The sequence below is a fragment of the Paenibacillus sp. FSL H7-0357 genome, assembly GCF_000758525.1.
Classification (GTDB): Bacteria; Bacillota; Bacilli; order Paenibacillales; family Paenibacillaceae; genus Paenibacillus_AQ.
Genome location: NZ_CP009241.1, coordinates 7,346,449 through 7,366,084 on the forward strand (window position 1 = coordinate 7,346,449; position 19,636 = coordinate 7,366,084).

Below are 19,636 nucleotides of genomic sequence, written 5' to 3' on the forward strand. Positions count from 1 at the left end.
ACTGTACATTCTCCTCTCTTTTAATAGATATCATTCAGCTTCTTGGATACATAAAAGTAAACCAGAGTGATCAGACCGACGATAACCGCAGTGGTGAACCCGACCGCGCTCCCGTAACCAAACTGCTGGATGCTCGATCCTCCGCTCGATACAGGGAAAAACAGTTTATAGAGGTACAGATACATAACTTCCGTCTTGCCGTACGGCCCGCCCTCGGTCAGCACCATAATGCTCTCGTAGCCTTTCAGAGAGACGGTAATCGCCAGCATGATGATCATTTGCAGCACAGGTCCCAGCATCGGAACGGTAATGCTCCACATCTTCCGCAGCGGCCCCGCGCCGTCCAGGGAAGCGGCTTCATAAAGATCCTCCGGAATATTCTGCAGCCCGGCAATAAAGAGCAGCATATAGTTGCCGACCGCACCCCAGATTGCGATAATAATCGCCGTGATTAAGGCGTGCTTGGCGCCCAGCCAGTCTATGGGAGCGGATACAATTCCCGCGCCCATGAGCAGCTGATTCACCATTCCGTTGTAAGAGTTGAAAATAACGTAGAACACAATCGCCATCACCGAAGCACTGATCACGGTAGGCATGAAATAAATCGCCCGCAGCAGCTGGCGCCCCTTCAAGGCGCGGTTGAGAATTACCGCCAGTACAAATGACAGCGGGATGGTAATCACAAGTTTGCCGCCTGCATAGATGAAGGTGTTGACCACGGACTGCCAGAAATCCTTATCACGGAACAGCCGCTCGAAATTATCCAGGCCGATGAAAAGCGGTGTGCCGAAGCCCTGATAATCGTAGAACATGTACTTTAAAGCCCAAAAGATAGGGTACACCCCAAAAATCAGCGTCAGAATCAAGCTGGGCGCTACAAAGGTCCAGGCGTTTATTTGACGTTTCGTTTCATTCATTGATTGTTCCTCCTGTCATTGGACTTGCGCTTCTGTCCTAATCATACGTCCCTCTGTGCATACACAGTTAGGGAGAAACCGACTGCGCTAAGGGGGAGAATTTCACTTTTTCATTTAAAATAAGCCCCGAGGTCAAGACGTCACTTTGCCAGGCAGTTTTCAGTCGCTTTGTCCCCTCTGCTTCCTGTTTTTATCCATCCCTGATTCGCTCCCGGGACAGCTATAATTAAAGAAGAAAGTAAATAACAGAACAGGATTACAACTTCACAGGGAGGTTTGATTCTACCAATGAATTCAGCATATAACGGCGCAGCCGAAGCCCGCCCCTTCGGCTGCTATGACCGGGAACAACTGGGGGAAATCCGCAGCAGAATTGAACAGATTCCCGCAATTGCGCAGGAATACGCAAGACATCAGCAACTGTCCGGACAATTTGCCGCCCGCGAGGCGGCCGTTCCGCTTAGCGGCCTCGGTGTATTCCGGGTAGAACCCTTCGTCTTCAAAGTTCCCGCCGGGACCGCCTTCCTGAAGCTGGCTGTTCATGTCCGGGGACAGGGCGTTGCCCGTACCTGCGGCGTGCGCCTGACACATTCCCAGCTTGGACTGCCGGTGGCACTGATAAACGGCAGCTTCGGGGAGGCGCTGAACGGCTGGACCCAAATGCCGGGAAGCGGCAGTACCATTGTGCTGGAGCAACTGTCCGGCAGCGGAAGCGGCCTGCAGCCTTCCGGGGTGACTCCGGCTGGCGGCGTGCCGGAGGACCATGTGCGGAGCGTACGAATCAACAATACAGCGGAGGCAGAGTGGACGGTTCTACGTTATGAGGAGCTCCTGCCTGTATGCGCAGGGGATTATTACGGTATCCAGACAGAGCTTAGTCTGGAAGCCCCTCTTGTTAACGGCGGCATATACACCGGGGTTACTTTTCTCGATTCCGCAGGACAACCGCTTGGACTGGAGCGGCTGTCCCCGCTTTTCAACCGGCCCACGCTGACCAACTGGGCGTATCTGCTGGAGGCTGCCGGTGCGGATGCCAACCTTTATATGGTCTCGGGTGAAGAGCAGTATGCCGGGTTGGCCAAGCGCAAGCTGCAATACATGCTTGCCGATATGCGGCTTGGCATGGATATTTTCCGCCGGGACGGCTGGCATGACGACGATACCTACGGCGCTGTGCATATCGGCCGGGGGCTGGCCGCCGCCTCGGTCATCTATGACCAGATTGCAGGCAGCGGAGCGCTCGCTGCCGGGGAAACGGCGGCACTGCTCGCCGATTTCCGCTATATCGCGGCGATGATGATGGATACCGTCTACTACCGGTTCGACCTTACGACCTTCCCGGACGAGAAGGGCGGCAAGCGCAGCAACTGGAATGCCGACCGGGCAACCGGGCTCGGGGTCTATGCGCTCCTCTTCCCGCAGGAGGCCGAAAGCGGAGCATACCTGGAGCATGCCCGCTCCGTGATCGACTGGCAGCTCGCGGAAGTGGTTGATGCGGAGGGCGCATGGCCGGAAAATGTACGCTATCACGGCGCCGTACTGCACCGTTATTTCCTTTTCTTTGCCCTGCTGAGGCGCCTGAGGGGAATTGATTATTTCCGGCATCCCAAGGTAAAGGCGATGTACCGCTTCCTGATAGGCATCGTGACAGCAGAGGACATTATTCAAGGCGGCCCTTCCGGTGCGCCCGTTCTGCTTACTCCGGCTGTCGGCGATGCCAATGTGCAGGAACAATGGTTCCGCCTGCTCGGCTACGCAGCCCGATTCTATGCAGAGGAAGATCCGCAGCTGGCAGCGGAAATGATCTGGACCTGGAAGCACGGCGGCGCGCCCGTCCAGGATACCGGAGCCTTCCCGCTGCCGCTGGTCGCGCTGCTGTATCCGCAGCCGGATCTTCCAGAGCAGAAACCTACTCTCCGCTCCGTACATTATCCAGGCATCGGCTATGTCATCTTCCGCGGCGGAGAGCAGAACCTGCAGCATTATGCCATTTACGAGGCTTCACCGCTGACCTATCACGCCCATCATGATGAAGGCCATTTCTCCATCTGGGCAGATGGGGTTCCCCTGACGCTGGATGCCGGAACCGGCGGCTATTACAACGGGGACCGCCACTGGTATGTGTCCGGAGCCGCGCATAACGTCGTCCAGTTCACCGGTGAAACGGGAGACATTCTGGACGGTCCGCTGCAAAGCGTCTGCCGGGAGGTCTGCTTCTCAGAGGAGCTGGATTATGCAAAAAGTCTCATTCCCGATGCGCGGGCCGGAGAATATGAGCGGCATTTCTTGTTCATCAAAGCGGGTTTTGACGCTTATCTGGTCTGGGACCGGATTGAGGGTGGGGCAGACAGTGTCTGGAATCTGCATACGCTGAGTACGGAGGCCGAAGTCACGGAGCAGGCCATTGACGCTGTAGGCTTAGGCGGCATGCGGCTGAGCACGCATATCGCCGAGCCTGCCCTTCCGGTCATTACGACCGGAGAGGGTGCCGTAGGCGGAGCGTACCCGCTGGCCGCGCAGCAGCATTTCCGTGTGCACGGCAACGCTGGTGAGGACTATGTGGTGCTGCTGCATCCCCGGGCAGCAGCGGCTCCCGCACTCCGGCTGGAGCCGTTGGAGTGCGAAGAAGCCGGAGAAGGCGTCCGCTTGTATAAGATCGCCCGCGCAGACGGCGTTTGGTGTGTCGCCGCCATCAACGGCTCCACAATGACCCGCCGCATCCGCGTTCCCGGCGGAGTACCGCTCAGGCTGCTCGGCACAGCAGAAACGGCTTTGGCTGGAGGGGCAGTGGCTGGTTACACAGCGGCCCAAGCTGCGGAAGCCGGAATTTCGCAGGCTGGGCTGACATTTCTCGAGGACTCGGAAGGAGACATCCTTTACCTTGAGCCTGGAACAATTCAGATTGCCGCCGCGAGGCCCATCAATTGCACTTGATACAGCAGAAAGACCATAACTTGGCCTAAAAACTGAATCTCCTGCACTTCGTGCAACAGATTCTTAAAAAAAAGGACTATTTCATCCAATACATCCGAAATCAGCTGCATGAAATACAACAGATTGAGTTTTACCGCAGTCTAATACTTATTCTGTTGCATGAAATACAATCATCCTAAGCATCCGGCGCTGCTGCCTCAATTACTGCCCTTGTCAGGCAGCAATTGTATTGCAAATCCAACTATCCTAAGGAGGAAATAGACATGAGCAATCTTGGAGTATGGGAACCGGCGGAGCCGGGCGTCAAACGCTGCATCCTGAATGCGGCAGCCAGTCTGATGATGATGGAGGTTCATTTCGAAGAGGGAGCCGAGGGCTATGAGCACAGCCATCCGCATGAGCAGATGAGTTACTGTCTGCGTGGAAGCTTTGTGTTCCGCATTGATGGCAAGGAGTACTGCATAGGAGCAGGCCAGAGCATTGCCATACCGGGAAATGCCAAACATGGCGTGACTGCACTGGAGGCAGATTCAGCGCTGCTCGATGTCTTCACTCCTATCCGTGAGGATCTGCTTAAGCGCTAGGTTGCAACCATTGGATCTGCGGCAAATTACACCTAAATAAACCACGCCTGTCCGGCTGCCCGGACAGGCGTGGTTTGTTTTATTCCAAGTTGGCATGCTTGCCGAACATCTGCGTAGTGGTCTGGCCGGTCTGCTCCATCATCCGCAAAATCACAGCATCATAGAAGACGAGCAGGGTCTGTTCAAACAAGGAGGCCATAGGCTGGATGGTGGCGCGCTCTCCGCCGTTCTGTTCCTTCGGAGAGCCCGGCAGCTTCACTGTATAATCAGCCAGCTTACCGATCGTCGACTCCGGCGCAATGGTCACAGCGGCAACCGCCGCGCCAAGCGCCTTGGCTTTCTCCGCCATCGCGAGCAGACTCTTCGTTTCACCCGATCCCGAACCAAGCACCAGAACATCGCCCGCTTCGATTCCCGGCGTCACAGTCTCGCCGACTACATAGGCCTCTTTGCCGGCATGCATCAGCCGCATAGCAAAGGCCCGGCCCATCAGCCCCGACCGGCCCGCCCCGGCGACGAATACCTTGCCGGAGCGCAGCAGCAGCGCTGCAAATTCCTCAGCTTCTGCTGCATCAAGCTGCGCTGCCGAGCGCTGCAGCTCCTTCACTATTTCCTGTGCGTAGCTAACGGTATCCATACGAGCCTTAGGCCTGGCTCACAAGGCGTTTCATTTCTGCCGCCGCTGCCTTCTGGTCACTTTCACCGGTGATGCCGCCGCCAACGATAACGAGGTCAGGTCCAGCTGCAATGACTTCCGGCAGTGTGCTCAGCTTAATCCCCCCGGCAATCGCAGTTTTAGCCCGCTTCACTACGCTCTTGATCGCATGGAGATCGGCGAAGGAATTTTTGCCTTCGGCCTGATGATCATAACCGGAGTGTACACACACATAATCCACACCCAGTGCGTCCACTTCAGCGGCTCTTGCCTTGATATCCTTGACGTTGATCAGGTCAACCAGAATCTCTTTATTCGTCTTCTTGGCTTCCTCAACGGCACCTCTAATCGTCGAATCATCGGAAACACCCAGCACGGTAACGATATCCGCACCCGCCTCCACGGCCTTCATCACTTCATAACCGCCTGCATCCATAATTTTCAGATCAGCCAGTACGGTCAGCGCCGGGAAAGCTTCTTTAATGGCCTTCACCGCGTGCAATCCTTCATTAATAACAATCGGTGTGCCGATTTCCACAACATCAATAAATTCGGCCACCTCCGAGACGATTTCCTTGGCTCCGGCGATATCCACAAGATCTAATGCTAATTGTAGCTTCATATGATAAATCTCCTCTTTAGTGTATTTTTGTAAGTGTTGCACTAAGTGTAAGTTCATACAGCCCAAAAGGGAAGTAGGCACTTTATTGTGATGTAGTTACCTGGAGGATACTATTGTGCTGCGCAGAGGCTTAAATGATGCCAATCTTGAAAGAAATTCATCCAATTTTTCATTATTTTCGTAAAAATACTGCATTTTCATAAAAGCTGTGCTAACATACATTTTGTTTGGGACTAAAGCATTTACATTAGTACGGGCAATAAAAATAAGAAGGTGTATTATGGAGCAAGAAAAACATCAAGAGTTCAACCTGATTAAGCTGACCTGGCCGATTTTCCTGGAGCTATTCCTGTTCATGCTCATGGGCAGCGTCGATACATTTATGATCAGTTCAGTATCGGACGATGCCGTATCCGGCGTGGGTGCAGCGAATCAGATTATAGCTATAGCTATTCTAGTACTCAGTGTAATCGGAAACGGCGCAGCCATCGTCGTCTCCCAATATCTCGGTTCGAAGAAACCGCAGGAAGCGGCTAATGTAACCGGAAATGCAATTACGCTCAATCTGGCCGTAGGCCTCATTCTAAGCGCAGTTCTGCTGCTGTTCGGCGGAAGCCTGCTGACTGCGTTGAATGTGCAGGGCGATATCCTCGTCTATGCCAGAATGTATATGAACATTGTCGGAGGCGGTATTTTTCTGCAGGCGCTGCTTAACGCGCTGGCGACCACAATCCGCACGCACGGCTTCACGAAGCAGACGATGATGGTCTCCCTGCTCATGAATATCATTCATGTGGCCGGCAACTACATTCTGATCTTCGGGCATTTCGGCTTGCCTGCAATGGGAGTACAGGGTGCGGCCATTTCCACAGTGCTGAGCCGGCTGATCACGCTGGTACTATTCTTCCTGCTGCTGTACCGGATCGTGGAGGTAAGGGTCAAATGGACCTATTACATCCACCTCTCCAAAAAGTACGTGCTGCAGATTCTCAAAATCGGCATTCCGTCTGCTTTTGAATCCATTACCTATCAATCCTGCCAGCTGGTATTTACGCTGTATATTACGTATTTGGGCGCTGAAGCGATGGCCACACGCCAATACGCGCTGAATATCTCGAGTTATATTTTCTTGTTCAGCGTCGCAGTATCCATGGGCACCTCGATCATTGTTGGACATTTGGTCGGTGCAAAACGCCCCGAGGAAGCCTATTCGCGGGTATTCTCCAGTGTGAAGTGGGCTCTGCTTGTCACCGTAATTATGGATGTCATTGTTATCGCCTTCCGTGTGCCGCTGTTCGGACTTTTCACCGACAATGAGAGCATTGTCCGGATGGGTGCCCAGGTCATCCTGCTCAGCTTCTTCCTGGAGACGGGACGCACCTGCAACCTGGTGATCATTAACTCTCTGCGGGCCTCGGGCGACGCTAAGTTCCCTGTTTATATGGGGCTGATCTCCATGGTCTGCATGAGTCTGCCGCTTGGCTATTTTCTGGTGTTCACGCTTGATCTCGGCCTGGCCGGGGTATGGCTGGCCACCGCTTTTGACGAATGGGTAAGAGCCGTGATTATGTATTTCCGCTGGAAGAGCAGAGCCTGGGAGAAACACGGGCTGATCCAGCATGATGCAGAGACACCGGTTACCCCCTCCCCTGCTGCAGCACATTAAGTATTCCGCAAGATGAAACAGCTTATATCTTGAAGAAGGCGGTTCGCCAAGGTCTTTTCGACCTGACGAACCGCCTTTTTTCATTTATAATGATTCCATAAAAATACATAACAGGAGACGAGGCCGCATATGACCACACATTCACCGAAAGAAAGTGAAATTGAACATTTCAATGCCCTGGCCGCCGGGTGGAACAACAGCGAAGAAGCCGTTGCACTGGCACAGAAGGTTGTCCAAGCTCTGGGCATAAAAGCAGGGCAGAGCCTGCTGGACGTAGCTTCCGGCACCGGTGTCATACCCGCTGCGCTGCACAAGCTCGGTATCCGCCCAGGCCGCTATCTGGCCCTCGACATCTCAAGTGCGATGCTGGAAGCGCTGCGGGAAGGCTATCCTGAAGCAGAGACGCAGTGTGTTGACTTCGAAGATCCCTTCACTTGCGAATCCGGCTTTGATTATGTGCTGATCTATAACAGCATTCCCCATTTCGTAAATCTGGAGATGCTGTTCGTCAACGCGGAGCGCAGTCTGAATCCCGGCGGTACATTTATGATTGCCCATTCCAGGACCAGGCAGGGACTTAAAGAGCATCATGCGCGGATTGGCTACAGCAGCATACGTGAACCGATTCCTCCGGATCAGGAACTGATAGAGCTGGCTGGCCAGCATGGTTTTGACGGGATTACGATTGAGGATGAAGAATTATACCGCTTCTCCTGCACACGCGTCAGCCTTTAACAGAACCGGCGGCAATGCCCTCGACTATCCGTTCACTCATAATCAGGAACACCAGCAGAATCGGCAGAATGCTGATCATCAGCGTGGCACCGATCGCCCCCCAGTCTGTAGTATACTGGCCGATAAAATTCTGGACCCCTACGGTTAGCGTCTTGTATTTATCAGAGCTGATGAATGTGTTGACGAAGATGAACTCGTTCCAGTTGTAGATCATATTGATAATGGCTGTTGTCGCCAGCACGGACGAAGTCATCGGCAGCACAATCTTAAAGAACATTCTGTTCACCGAGCAACCGTCAATAATTGCCGCCTCCTCCACTTCCTTCGGCAGCGCATAGTAGAAGCCAAGCAGAATCATAATCGTTGTGGGCAGGTTGAACGCCACATACGACAGAATGATCGACAGCGGATTATCCGTTAAATGCAGCTTCAGAAACATACTGAACAGCGGAATCAATGTGGAATGGACAGGGATCATCAGCCCGACCATAAACAGGCCCAGTACCAGTGATCTGCCCTTCCAGATCATGCGGGTCACGGCAAAGGTGACGAAGCTGGCCAGCAACACCGTAAGCACCAGTGCAACCGCCGTGATCCAGACGCTGTTCAGAAAATACTGTCCTATATTTCCGTTGACCCATACATTTTCATAATTGCTCCAGTGCGGATGCGCCGGAATGGCGAATGGAGCCATGTTGAATACTTCCTGATTGTTCTTCAGTGAGAAAATGAGCAGCCAGACTAGCGGCAGCACCTGGATCACAGCTACGGCGATAAGGGCGAGGTACATAACGCCATAACCGGTTCTGTGCAAGAGCGGTACCCCGCTGCGCTGCCGAATCGGCGGGTAGCCCGCAGCGGCTTGAGTTCTCATGATAGGCTCCTCCTTTCAAGGCGGGCAATATTTAAGAATACTGGATCGTATCTTTCGAAGCAGTCGCCTTACGGATCAGATAAGTGGCCACCAGACAGATCAGCAGCAGGAAGAACCCGACCGCGCTGCCATATCCGAAGTCAAAGCTGCGGAAGGCCTTGTGATACATATAAGATGCCATAACTTCACTAGCCCCGTTCGGTCCCCCGTCAGTCATGACATAAATGAGATCAAAATATTTCAGCGACCCCACCACCGACAGCACCACCGTCACCTTAATCACCTCACTGATCAGCGGCAGCTTGATCCGGGTGGCGATCTGCCAAGGATTGGCCCCGTCTATCCGCGCGGCTTCCATCAGCGATTCGGGAATGTTCTTTAAGGCAGCATAATAAATCAGAATATAAAAACCGGCATATTGCCAAATAATCGGGATAAACAATGCAATCAGCACGATCGAGGGCTCAGCCAGCCAGGACGGCGGATTGTCGACCCCGAGAGAAGTCAGCAGGCTGTTCAGCACACCATTGGTGGGATGATAGATCTTCATCCACAACTGCGCGATGGCTACGGAAGACAGCAGCATGGGGATCAGGTAAATTTTGCGCAGCAGATTTGCGCCCTTGATTTTGCCGGATAAGACCAGAGCAATCCCTAGATAACCGATGAGGCTGATGCCCGAGAACAAAGCAAGCAGCAGGGAATGCAGTGCACTTTGCCAGAAGGCATTGTCCCGCACCAGCTCCTTATAATTGTCCAGTCCGATGAATACCATCTTGCCGATGCCGTCCCACTGGTTCAGTCCATAATAACCGGTCAGGACAATCGGAATATAAATAATGCCCATGATGAGCAGCAGGGAAGGCAGCACATACAGTGCGATCACCAGCTTGTTGGACATCACTTTCGCCATGGCGCAATCCCTCCTTTCCTTCCTGAAATACTCGTATTAAAGGGGGCGGAAGTCCCCGCAGCCAACCTGAGGCTTCCGCTTCACACTCTATTCTTAATTGCCTTTCTCTACAGCTTCTTTATGTTTGGCGGCGAATTGTTCGGGGGTTACCGCCTTGCCGAACAGCGCCTGAATCATATCCAGGTGGACTTGTGCAGCGCCCGGTTTCATTTGCACATCGGCAAACAGCGTGATGCTGCTGGCATTGTTCAGCTCATTCAGCAGATCTACATACAGCTGAGGCAAATTGCTGTTCGCTGTATCGACCTTGGTAGCCGGGATTACGCCGGCAGTGGTAACGGATTCTTCACCCCACTTGGAGACAAAGTACTCCACAAACGCTTTAGCCTCTTCCTTCACCTTGGAGGACTCGGCTACGAACAGGCCGACACCGGGACCGCCCACCCAGCTGTTGATGTTGCCCTTGCCGCCATCAACGGTCGGGAATTTGAAGAAGCCTACCTTGTCCTTGAATTCCTGCGGAATATCAGGGTTTGTCGTAAAGTTCGGAAGCTCCCAGGTACCCATCAGGTACATAGCCGCTTTTTCATTCATGAATTCGGACTTGCCTTCATCGTTGGACAAGCCGTTGACGCCCTTGTTGAAGGCGTTCATGTCAACCAGAGTCTGCACTTCGGCTGCCGCCTTGATGAGGCCCGGATCATCGAAGGAGCCTGTACCGTTCGTAGCTTTCTTCAGCGTGTCACTGCCGGCAATCCGGTCGGCCAGATACATATACCACAGTGAACCGGTCCAGCGGTCTTTGTTGCCGAGGGCAATCGGCGCCACTCCATTATCGGACAGCGTTTTCACAACTTGCTTGAATTCCTCATAGGTGGCCGGTACTTGCAGATTATGTTTGGCGAAGATGTCTTTGTTGTAGTAAATCGGTGAAATGTTCAGCTCAATCGGTAACGCGTAGGTTTTGCCGTCCACCGCATAGGCTTCCGTAGTCCCTGCGACGAATTTATCTTTCAGCTGTGCCCCGCCCAAGATATCATCCAGCGGAGCGAACAAGCCGCCTTTTACATAAGGCTCCATGAAGCCTGCCGCCCATGTAATTCCGACATCGGGAAGCTCGTTGGAAGCGGACAGCACCTTGAGCTTATTCTTATACTGCTCGTTCTCAAGCACCTCCTGCTTGATAGTAACGTTCGGATGCTCCTTCTGGTATTCGTCTATAATCTGTCCGACCAGTTTATTCTGCTGGGCTGAGCTGCCCGCTGGCCATAAATGCATCATGTTAATCGTGACTTTCTGCGCAGGAGCATCGGTAGCCGCTTCTGTGTTCCCCGCTCCCGCCTCGCTGCCACCCGCGGCGTTATTATTCTTCGTCCCGCCGCAGCCTGAGAGAATCAGTGCCAGCGTAAAAGTCAAAAGCAGGCCTCTAGTCAACTTGTTCCTTGGCATTGCTATAACCTCCATTTTTTCAGTTGTGCGGATTCTGTAACCGCTCTCAAACAAATTTTAACATTTCAACCAGAGGTTTATAAGATCACACTCATTGGCAAAACTTCCACTTTTATTGGATTTCCGTCTGCTTATCCCCCATCTGCTGGCGGTAGCGGCTTGGGCTCATGCCTTCAAGGGATTTGAATACCTTGATAAAATATTTGTCCGTGCGGTAGCCTACACGCTCGCCGATCTCCCCGATGGACATTCGCGTCTGCAGCAGCATTTCCTTGGCCCGCTGAACCCTCAGCCGCGACACATATTCGCTGAAGGGAACCCCCGTCTGTTCCTTGAACAGCACACTGAAGTAACTCGCGTTCAGGTGGATCAGCCCGGCCACCTCAGCCATGCTCAGCTGCTCTTGCAGATGCTGCTCCACGTACACAAGCGCTTCTTTCACCGGCTCTCCCATGCCGCTGCGCTCCGGATCCATCTCCAGCAGTTTGTGGTCAACCAGCTTCTCCAGCTTCTCACGCCGCTGCTCCTCTTCCCCGCGCTTCAGGGCAGCTTCAACCACCTGCAGCAGTTCACCCTTGTCCAGCGGCTTGAGCAGATAATTGACTGCCCCCAGCTGCAGTGCCTGCTGCACATATTCAAATTCAGCATAGCCGGAAATGACGATCACCACCGGCTTACGCGTCTGCCCCTCCAGCGAGCGGATCAGATCCAGACCGCTGACCTCCGGCATCCGGACATCGGTTATCAGCAGATGGACCCGCCCGCGTAGCAGCCGTTCACGGGCTTCAATCCCATTATCTGCGGTTTCCACGGTGTATCTCCCTGCTGCCCATACTTCCAGTGTCTGCTTAATGCCCTGCCGGGTCCGCGGCTCATCGTCCACGACCAGAATCATTTTGTTGCCCAGGCTCATAGGTATATCCCCCATTGTTCGGTATTTCAAAGGTAATGGCCGTCCCTTGGGACGGTTTGCTGTCGATCATCATTCCTTGAAGATCCGCGCTTTCCCGGCCATAGTAGAGCTTAAGCCGCCGCTGAACATTTACAAGGCCCACACCGTTTCCCTTGGAAGAGATAGAAGGTCCGCCCTCCAGCGAATTGTAGAGCGCCTGCAACGTGTCCGCATCCATTCCCGGACCATTATCACTTACAGTTATTGTCGTCCAGCCCTGCCGGAGTGACGGCTGGACAACAACGCTGACCAATCCGCTGCCGACACGGCTCTCGACTCCGTGCAGAATCGCATTTTCGGCAATCGGCTGGATCAGCAGCTTCGGCACCGGAACAGCCGCAGCCTGCGGAGCCAGCTCGACATTCCAGGTCAGACGTTCGCCCATCCGCATCTCCATAATCTGCAAATACCGCCGGACCTGCTCCACCTCTTCTCCAAGTGTTACCCATTCATCCATGTTCGGATTGCCGATGATATAACGGAACAGCCGCGACATCACTACGACCAGACCGGCCAGCTCCTCTTCCCCTTTCTCCTCCAGCGACCAATTGAACGCCTCCAAGGTGTTGAATAGAAAATGGGGATTGATTTGCGCCTGCAGCGCTTTGAGCTCCGTGCGGCTTTGCAGCACTTCTTTTTCATAAACTACCCGGATTAAGTCGTTCATATTGGTGATCATACCATTGTATGTGTTGTTCAGCTCCCGAAGCTCCATCGTAGATACAGACTGCAAATTGGGGGTCAGTACCCCTAGCCGCGATTTGCGCATCGCCCGGATCAGATGCATGATCGGCCGCGTAATCATGGTAGACAGCACAAACGACATGATCAAAAATAACATCGTTCCAAGCGCCCCTGAAACCAGCAGCACCGTCCGCAGCACAGAGATCCCCTTCGTCACATAGCTGACAGGCGTAAGCACCAGCAGTGTCCAGTTGGTCTTGTCCGAGCGCAGCTTGACCTGCACATATTCTTTGTCCTGGAAGCTGACGGTCTGGTCCTTGCTGTGGAGCAGCGGCAGCAGATTAGCCACCGGCGCTTCGCTGCTGCCCAGCAGCTGGCCGTCATCACTGACAAGCAGAATCGACTCGCCGCTGTCGCTGCCCGAAAGCGGATCATTCAGCTGAAAGTAGCTCCGCTGGATCCGCGCCATGAGATAGCCGCCCCGTGAGAACCAGCGGTCCATCAGGCTAACCTGGCGGATCGCCAGCAGACTCTGGTCATCATTCGGATCGACGCCAATCCAGACCAGTCTGCCCTTTTGCACATTGGCTTCGCTAATATAGCTGCCGTTAATCCTTGTACTCAGGCTGCCGTCTTTAATCGGGAACAACAGCCGGTAATCAGCAGTATACAGCTCAAGGGAGCCTACACTCGGCATGTAAGCCTGATAGCTGGATACAATCTTTAGCAGCGACTGCCGCTGGTTAAAGGATACTTTCTGGCCGTTCAGCTCTTCAAGCAGCAGCTGCTGGACCGTCGGATGATTGGCCACCTGCTCTGTGAGACTGTCTATCTGGCCGATCAGTGCGTCCAGTCTTCCGTTGGCCTGAACCGCAGTCTGCTGGATATGCCGCTCGGAATTATTTTTCAGCAGCGAAGAGACCCGGTCATACACAAATGCTCCCGAAACGACAATAATGATCAGCATCACAAGCAGAAATCCGATAAAGATTTGATTGCGCAGCGTATTCAGCTCTTTGAATCTTCCGTACACTTTGGCCCCTCCTTCACTGATAGCGCTTCCAGCTCTATTCTCCAGAAGTGCTGCCGCTTGGTCAAGACCTATTGTCATTGGGGGCACTCCAGGACAACAAAAAACCCCTAAGCCAGTCCCCGATTCAAGGGAGCTTAAGGGTATCGACGTTAGAAGAAAACCAGTCAAATCAACCGGAAAGAGAAAACTACGTAATTGTAATTCCCTTCTTTATTTCCTTCATCTCATGATTCGTGTTGACAAGCATAGGCAGGATCTTCATGCTTCGGGTCATTGGTGAATTGCATTGCCAGCAGGTAGGCACATATTGAAAGGCGAAATTATCGCGCATCCAACCGGTGCAGCCTTCTTTGGTGCAGGACCAAATGGCTGTGTCTTCCTGCGGAAGATCCTCCAGCGCTTTTTTACGAAAATACATAAGTACCCCTCCTTAGTTCGTATCCATACGATTCATTACCTTTTCAGGAACGTTAGGACAGGTATGCGTAATAAAAAAAGCTGCCCTCAACTTGTGTTAAGGACAGCTTTGATTTAAGAAATTACAGTTTTACAACGTTTTCGGCTTGTGGTCCACGAGCGCCTTGAGTTACGTTGAACTCTACGCGTTGGCCTTCATCCAAAGATTTGAAACCTTCACCAGTGATTGCGGAGAAGTGTACGAATACGTCGCTTCCACCTTCAACCTCGATAAAACCGAAACCTTTGTCTGCGTTAAACCATTTCACTGTACCTGTTTGCATAATATTACCTCCAATATTTTATTTAACACATGTCCTTTTATTCCTACGTATTGTACGAACAAATAAAAATTCACACATTGGAAAAGGATTCATACGCACAAATGATAACCTTTTACAATATGTGAATTAAGGGTTAAATTTATGATTGACTTCATTGTAGCACATTAATTTACCGAAAGCAAAGAAAACAGCAAACTATTTTTGGAGCAGCTGCCCATGATTCGACGGAGTGAACCATGAGCCGCTCCCAGCCGCAAGGTTTCTAATCAATATACCCTGCAAGCCCCTTGTCCATCAGATAGTCCATTTCTGCATCGAGAATATTCTCGACTGTCAGTTCGTCCAGCTTCACATCACGCTGGGCAGTAACATAATCAACCAGGTCATCGTTGTCTATATCAACTTCGCCTTTGCTGTTGGCTTTGGCATTGTTGATAAAGTTCTGCTCATGCTGCAGCACCAGCTTGATCAGCTTCGGATCAACCTTCGTTTGGGCGGACAGCACCTCCAACAATTCCTGCTCATTTACTTTATCGCTCATAATCGTTAGTCAGCTCCTCAGGCATTTATGCTCCATTATTGTAGCACAAGTCAACCTGCCGGCGCTTCGTTTCGGCTACAGGCTCCATCCAGGGATTTTGTGCAAATCTCCATCCCAGATCTGCACAGTGCTCTTCACCGGAACATCCCGGGGAGAAGATGCCGTCTGAATATAACAGGAGTCAATCCCTACTTCTGCAGCCCCGGCGATATCCGTACGCGGATCATTGCCAATCATAATCGCCGAGCTTAAGTCCGCACCGTAGGTGTCCGTCAAATAGCGGTAAAACAACGGGTCCGGCTTACTCACCCCCGCCTCCGAGGAGATAGCCACCCCATCAAACAAATGCAGGATGCCAAGCATAGTCAGTTCAGCCTCGACGAAGGTTTTCTGTCCGTTGGACAGCAGGAACACTTTTTTGCCGCCGGCTCTTAAGCTCTGGAGAATTTCTGCCACTCCGTCGTACAGGGAGATATGAATCATGGATAACGTCCGTACCCATCTCACCGTTTCATGCAGCCAATCCTCGTTCGGACTTCCGCCCAAATCCCGTGCCACCACCCGGAAGACTTCCTCCATAACGAAATCGGGAAACTCACAGCTCTGTGCAGCAGCGGCAAGCTGGATGTCCCGCTCCGCCAGGAACCTTTCCTGCAGCTCTGTTCCCGTGATGTTCATACCGTGGTAGCTAAAGTGGAGCGCCAGCCGTTCCCATACCTCGGGGCGTTCTTCATCGGTTTCAATATCAATCAGCGTACCGTACAGATCAAAAATATAGGTTTGATACATAAAAATGCCCCCTTATTTCGTTTGTGTCCGGCCCACCGCAGTTAGAATGCCGGATAGAATTCATATTTTCAGTTTACTATAACTATATAAATTGAACCAAGAATTCTTCTATTCTTCTATTCTTCTATTTGGGATTGGCCGTGACTACAGAGAATATTTGGACTTCCGGCCGCTGTTAGGTTTAGATTTCCTGATTTTAACCGCGAATAGCGGTAGAAATCCAAACCTAAAGGCGGACGCTATCGCTCCTCCAGTTCCAAAATTCCCCTCCGCCACTTTTCCCTAAATGTAATTCTCAGAATTCAATCTATATAGAGTACTTATAGATTCAATTCATAATAATTGCAACAAAATCAAAATGATCAACGTTAAGAAGATGACGCACACCTGACACTCTACTCAACTAAAGGAGACTACACACATGAACAAGTCACTGAAAACAAGCGTTGCCCTCTTAACATTGTCATTGGCTCTTACTGCAGGAGTCGTATCGGCCGCACCAGCCACAACCTCCATCAAAAACAACAAAACGCCACAGGCATCCGCCAGCACGGCGGCTAAAACTTTCACTATTGAAATCAACGGCTCGACCCTTTCTGATACCGGATTTCAGTCTTCCAGTACCAAAGAACCCTTGATTCCCCTTCGCACCGTCGCTGCGGCGCTTGGGTTTACCGTCACATGGAATACAGATACCAAAGCTGTTGATCTGAATAAGGGCAACATCTTTACAACCGTGAAGAACGGTGAAGACCGCTATGCCATCAATAAAATGTATACAACACTCGGAACAGCACCGCAGATGAAAGGGAACCAGCTGTATGTTCCGGCTTCCTTTGTAAGCCAGGTGCTGCACCAAACCATCTCCGTGGAGGGAAAACAAATCGTGATTACTCCAGCCGTAGAACATCAGAATGAGAGTGGCGTCATTACTGCCCTTCGCAATGACGGTAAGTTCCAGTCTGTACAAATCAAAGGTACGGGCACCGCAGGTATTGTGCTGAATGTGGGCAAGGATACCGTTATCCAAATGGCTGACGGCACAAAGCTTGCATTTACCGATCTTCAGCTCGGCATGACCGTGGAAGCAGAGCATGCCATGTTCGCCACCCTGAGTCTGCCGCCGCAAACCCCTGCTTACAAAATCACTGTACAGGACTCGAAAAAGCAAGGCACTACGCTGGCGACGCAAGGCACTGTGGAAGAAGTGATCAAAGCTGAAGACGGCTCGCTCAGCATCCGGATTAAAGGCACTGCCCTTAGCGAGCAATCGCCAAGCGAGGTTGTGCTTCGTCTGGCTGAAGATACCGCACTTGTTAATGAAAGCGGCGAGGCTGTAGAGGCAAGCACACTGGTTCAAGGTGCCAAGGTTATCGGATTCTATAGCCCCTTAATGACCAAAAGCCTGCCGCCGATCGGCACAGCCCTGAAGGTCGTTGTAGAGACAGTCCAGGAATAATTGGGCAGAGCGACACAAAGATGATTTATACAGAAGACCACGTTGACTGCCTTTGCAGAAAGTGTGGTCTTCTGTATATTCCTTAAGAGATCTTATCCCTTAATTGCCTCTCTGATTACAGGCTTGCGGCCCAGCGTCACTCTATTCTTGCCGGCAGCCTTCGATAGATACAACGCCTCGTCAGCCTCACGGTATAAATCCTCAAAGGTAATATCACTGTGCTCTGTAAACGCAATCCCGATGCTTACGGTGAGCTGGATGCTGTGTCCGCCGTCCAGTTGAACAATATGCTCGCTCATTATGGCGCGGAAGTTCTCAGCTTCCGTCAGCGCTGCCCTCTCACTGCCGGTAAAAAAGCATACGGCAAACTCCTCACCGCCCACTCTGCCGGCAATGCCGTTATCCTTGTACACCGCAAGTATTTTACCGGAGAGATCGACCAGAGCCTGATCACCCGCTATGTGCCCGTATGTATCATTGATCAATTTGAAATCATCTATGTCGAACAGCAGCAGGGCCATCCCTGCCCCCTCGCGAATCGTGTACTTCTGCACCAGCCGCATGAAATGCTTGCGGTTGTACAGCCCGGTCAGATCATCAACCGTTGCCTGATAGAGCAGCTCCCGCTCGTACCGTTTCTTCTCACTGAGATCGCTGACCACAATAAGCATGCCGGAAGGCCCCGTCTCTCTGCGCCCTGAAGCAATTAGCGACACCCCGTAACAGACGTCCATGGTGCCGGGGGCCTCGACTTCGAACTGCCCTTCAACCCGTTGTCTGTAATAACTGGCGATGTCACCGTAATGCTCCAGCAAATGATGGATGCTCCGGCCTTCCCAGCTTCTTGTCTGCTCTCCAATCAAAGCCGATAACATGGTCTCCGCGACTTTATTGACGTCGATAATGCTGTCATAACGGTCCGTCAGCACGATGCCGTCCTTCATATTCTCAAAGATCTTATTCTTGGCCAGCGGATATAGGGAAAGCCGAGGATCGCGGAACAAGGACAGGTACGCCGCCAGTACCGGAGGCAGATATGTAAATGCCGTAAAGCCTGTAACCGAAATTTTGAGGAGCGGGAGGAAGAAAACAGAAATTACCGGAATTATAAGTCCGGCCAGCAAGAGCAGATTTCTCTTGAAAAAATACTTGGGTGCATTCAGCAGAGATAGGGCCAGCAGATAGACGGCATATATACCAAAGAGCTGGTCGTAGGCTATGAGGATCATACTCAGAACCGTCGGCTCAACCATTATTCCGCTTATCCCCGCTACAGTGGTTATGCCAACTTCACTGCGCATCAGGTGATGAGCGGAGTCCGTGAAAATCAGCACAACATCCAGCACAACCGGAGCGCAAAAGAAGGCAAGCCGCCGGTCTAGCCCTTCCGAAGAACGGGACACATACTCTTTAATCGCCGCGTAAGTAAATATCGTGCTCAAAAACAGCGGAGCCTGCTGAACATTTTTCCAAAACAGCTTGGCCTGAAAAGAAAGGGAGAGGATTTCTCCGGCCGTAGCCGCGAAGATTGCGCTGACAAGCAACATTAAAATCCATAAATAGCGTCTTCCAGGTGTGTTGCGGTGCTTGTATGAACTGACGCCCATGTAGAGACTTAGAACACTGCCCATTAGTAAATAATACGGATAACCCTGCATCCATGGCATGTCATATTTCTCCTAATTTTGAGATAGCTTTGCCTTATTATATCCTACTATTTCGCACAAATGAATCACTCCTTGAAAAAATTACTTTCTTTTCGGGATTGTGGAAACTGAATGTCCAATCGGCAAATGCGCCGGTTACTGCAGAGGGCAGGCCAAACATACAGGAAGACCCTACGGGCAGCCCGTAGAGTCTTCAAAAGGTGAGAAGCGAATTTTTAATTATGCCAGTTTCCAATTGCTAGGGTGCTGTTCCAGAAAACAATCGACGCAATCTCGATTTGGTCTTCCCTTTCAGATAGTACATGGGTTAATCAACTACCTTTCGGAATACACATTCGCATGCCGTTCCATCCGTTAATTGATACCTTCCACTTCCCACCTGCTTATTATTACCCGCTCCCAGCGGCGGCCAAACAATAAAC

Annotated in this window: 18 protein-coding genes; 5 read left to right on the forward strand and 13 right to left on the reverse strand. The window is 51.9% G+C overall.

Features of this window, described 5'->3' with window-relative positions:
• Positions 1–20 precede the first annotated feature (20 nt).
• Positions 21–917 (reverse strand): carbohydrate ABC transporter permease, encoded by an 897-nt coding sequence (locus H70357_RS32420; protein ID WP_038597786.1) that lies wholly within the window; start codon positions 915–917, stop codon positions 21–23.
• A gap of 288 nt (positions 918–1,205) precedes the next feature.
• Here H70357_RS32420 and H70357_RS32425 point away from each other — a divergent pair, with 288 nt between their 5' ends.
• On the forward strand, positions 1,206–3,851 hold the full coding sequence (locus H70357_RS32425) for a heparinase II/III domain-containing protein (protein ID WP_038597788.1): 2,646 nt from the start codon (positions 1,206–1,208) through the stop codon (positions 3,849–3,851).
• A gap of 263 nt (positions 3,852–4,114) precedes the next feature.
• Positions 4,115–4,435, forward strand: coding sequence for a cupin domain-containing protein (locus H70357_RS32430; RefSeq protein WP_038597789.1), 321 nt, complete (start codon positions 4,115–4,117; stop codon positions 4,433–4,435).
• Between the two features lie 79 nt (positions 4,436–4,514).
• On the opposite strand, the gene hxlB is transcribed toward H70357_RS32430, so the two are convergent.
• Positions 4,515–5,072 carry a 6-phospho-3-hexuloisomerase gene (hxlB, locus tag H70357_RS32435; protein ID WP_038597791.1) on the reverse strand — a complete coding sequence of 186 codons (558 nt, stop codon included), beginning with the start codon at positions 5,070–5,072 and terminating at the stop codon, positions 4,515–4,517.
• A gap of 7 nt (positions 5,073–5,079) precedes the next feature.
• Positions 5,080–5,712 (reverse strand): 3-hexulose-6-phosphate synthase, encoded by a 633-nt coding sequence (hxlA, locus tag H70357_RS32440; protein WP_038597793.1) that lies wholly within the window; start codon positions 5,710–5,712, stop codon positions 5,080–5,082.
• Between the two features lie 280 nt (positions 5,713–5,992).
• On the opposite strand from hxlA, the gene H70357_RS32445 reads away from it, so the two are divergent.
• Both H70357_RS32445 and H70357_RS32450 read left to right on the forward strand, forming a co-directional pair.
• Positions 5,993–7,378: an MATE family efflux transporter gene (locus tag H70357_RS32445; protein WP_052092378.1), complete on the forward strand. Its 1,386-nt coding sequence runs from the start codon at positions 5,993–5,995 to the stop codon at positions 7,376–7,378.
• Between the two features lie 129 nt (positions 7,379–7,507).
• Positions 7,508–8,113 carry a class I SAM-dependent methyltransferase gene (locus tag H70357_RS32450; RefSeq protein ID WP_038597795.1) on the forward strand — a complete coding sequence of 202 codons (606 nt, stop codon included), beginning with the start codon at positions 7,508–7,510 and terminating at the stop codon, positions 8,111–8,113.
• Here H70357_RS32450 and H70357_RS32455 read toward each other — a convergent pair.
• From H70357_RS32455 to H70357_RS32495, 9 genes are all read right to left on the reverse strand, one after another.
• Complete coding sequence (locus H70357_RS32455; protein WP_038597797.1) at positions 8,103–8,987, reverse strand: carbohydrate ABC transporter permease; 885 nt, start codon at positions 8,985–8,987, stop codon at positions 8,103–8,105. The genes H70357_RS32450 and H70357_RS32455 overlap by 11 nt on opposite strands.
• Before the next feature lie 31 nt (positions 8,988–9,018).
• A complete protein-coding gene (locus tag H70357_RS32460; RefSeq protein ID WP_038597799.1) occupies positions 9,019–9,900 on the reverse strand; it encodes a carbohydrate ABC transporter permease in 882 nt (293 codons plus the stop codon).
• A gap of 93 nt (positions 9,901–9,993) precedes the next feature.
• Positions 9,994–11,349, reverse strand: coding sequence for an extracellular solute-binding protein (locus tag H70357_RS32465; RefSeq protein ID WP_038597801.1), 1,356 nt, complete (start codon positions 11,347–11,349; stop codon positions 9,994–9,996).
• A 112-nt stretch (positions 11,350–11,461) separates the two neighbouring features.
• Positions 11,462–12,262, reverse strand: a complete 801-nt coding sequence (locus H70357_RS32470; RefSeq protein WP_038597803.1) for a response regulator transcription factor — start codon at positions 12,260–12,262, stop codon at positions 11,462–11,464.
• Complete coding sequence (locus H70357_RS32475; protein WP_442950487.1) at positions 12,222–13,952, reverse strand: sensor histidine kinase; 1,731 nt, start codon at positions 13,950–13,952, stop codon at positions 12,222–12,224. The genes H70357_RS32470 and H70357_RS32475 overlap by 41 nt, the downstream gene beginning before the upstream one ends.
• Before the next feature lie 253 nt (positions 13,953–14,205).
• Positions 14,206–14,436 (reverse strand): cold-shock protein, encoded by a 231-nt coding sequence (locus H70357_RS32480; RefSeq protein WP_038597805.1) that lies wholly within the window; start codon positions 14,434–14,436, stop codon positions 14,206–14,208.
• Positions 14,437–14,557: 121 nt separating this feature from the next.
• On the reverse strand, positions 14,558–14,758 hold the full coding sequence (locus H70357_RS32485) for a cold-shock protein (RefSeq protein ID WP_036722718.1): 201 nt from the start codon (positions 14,756–14,758) through the stop codon (positions 14,558–14,560).
• 262 nt (positions 14,759–15,020) lie between these two features.
• Positions 15,021–15,299 (reverse strand): hypothetical protein, encoded by a 279-nt coding sequence (locus H70357_RS32490; RefSeq protein WP_038597807.1) that lies wholly within the window; start codon positions 15,297–15,299, stop codon positions 15,021–15,023.
• Between the two features lie 75 nt (positions 15,300–15,374).
• The gene (locus tag H70357_RS32495; protein ID WP_038597809.1) at positions 15,375–16,088 is read right to left on the reverse strand and encodes an HAD family hydrolase; all 714 of its coding nucleotides are present in this window, start codon (positions 16,086–16,088) and stop codon (positions 15,375–15,377) included.
• 421 nt (positions 16,089–16,509) lie between these two features.
• Here H70357_RS32495 and H70357_RS32500 point away from each other — a divergent pair, with 421 nt between their 5' ends.
• Positions 16,510–17,547, forward strand: coding sequence for a copper amine oxidase N-terminal domain-containing protein (locus H70357_RS32500; protein ID WP_038597811.1), 1,038 nt, complete (start codon positions 16,510–16,512; stop codon positions 17,545–17,547).
• A gap of 92 nt (positions 17,548–17,639) precedes the next feature.
• On the opposite strand, the gene H70357_RS32505 is transcribed toward H70357_RS32500, so the two are convergent.
• A complete protein-coding gene (locus H70357_RS32505) occupies positions 17,640–19,214 on the reverse strand; it encodes a sensor domain-containing diguanylate cyclase (RefSeq protein WP_038597813.1) in 1,575 nt (524 codons plus the stop codon).
• Between the last annotated feature and the right edge of the window lie 422 nt (positions 19,215–19,636).